Consider the following 985-nt stretch of genomic DNA (forward strand, 5'->3'; position numbering starts at 1 on the left):
GATCAGCACGCCGCGGCGGATCTTCGGATGGCGGTCGCCGCCGGCCTTGCCGGTACCGCCGAGAGTTACCCCGTGCAGGATCGAGACATCGTCCTCGATCACCGCGGTCTCACCGACGACTAGGCCGGTGGCGTGGTCGACGAAAATGCCCTTGCCGATACGGGCGGCCGGGTTGATGTCGGTCTGGAACACCGAGGAGGAGCGGCTCTGCAGGTAGAGCGCGAAATCCCGGCGGCCCTGGTTCCACAGCCAGTGCGCCAGCCGATGCGTCTGGATGGCGTGGAAGCCCTTGAAGTAGAGCACCGGCATGATGAAGCGGTCGCAGGCCGGATCACGGTCATAATAGGCCTGGATGTCGACGCGAACCGTCGTGCTCCAATCCGGATCGTCGGCCAGCATGGCATTGAAGGTCTGCCGGATGAGGTCGGAACCGATGTCCTGATGGTCGAGCCGTTCGGCCAGCCGATGGATCACCGCTTCTTCCAGGCTTTCCTGGTTGAGGATGGTCGAATAGAGGAACGCGGCAAGCAGCGGATCGCGGTTGACCGCTTCCATCGCCTCGTCACGGACCGAGCGCCAGATCGGGTCGACCGGCTGCACAATGCTGGGGCGGGCAATCGTAATGCTGTTCATCGACGGTCTCCGGCCTGCCGGCTATTCTCCGGCCGCACATATAGGCCAGATCGTAGCAGGATTGAACTCAATTTTCCTTAGTGCTCTGTCAAATGGATTTGGTTCACGGGAATTCAAGCAGCCATGGAAAACGAACCCTTGATCGATGAGCCGCTGAAAAGCGAGCTCTCGGCCCTCTATCGGGCAACGGACCGCCGCTACCATGGCCTCGCCCATATCGAGGCGATGCTGGAGCTTGCGGCGGACTATAGACGCCTGCTCCATGACCCGGAAGCCGTGGAGGCGGCGATCTGGTTCCATGACGCCATCTATGACAGCCGGGCCAAGGACAACGAGGCGCAGAGTGCCGCTC

Annotated in this window: 1 protein-coding gene and 1 pseudogene; one reads left to right on the forward strand and one right to left on the reverse strand. The window is 62.0% G+C overall.

Annotated features, from left to right (window positions below; all coding sequences use genetic code 11):
• Positions 1-633, reverse strand: a 633-nt coding sequence (locus EOA33_RS36825; RefSeq protein ID WP_127407807.1) for a serine O-acetyltransferase, incomplete at its 3' end; no start/stop codon positions are given.
• A 123-nt stretch (positions 634-756) separates the two neighbouring features.
• Here EOA33_RS36825 and EOA33_RS36830 point away from each other — a divergent pair.
• Positions 757-985 (forward strand): annotated as a pseudogene (locus tag EOA33_RS36830) (hypothetical protein); the annotation flags it as partial.

Source organism: Mesorhizobium sp. M4A.F.Ca.ET.050.02.1.1 (genome assembly GCF_003997725.1).
Lineage (GTDB): Bacteria > Pseudomonadota > Alphaproteobacteria > Rhizobiales > Rhizobiaceae > Mesorhizobium.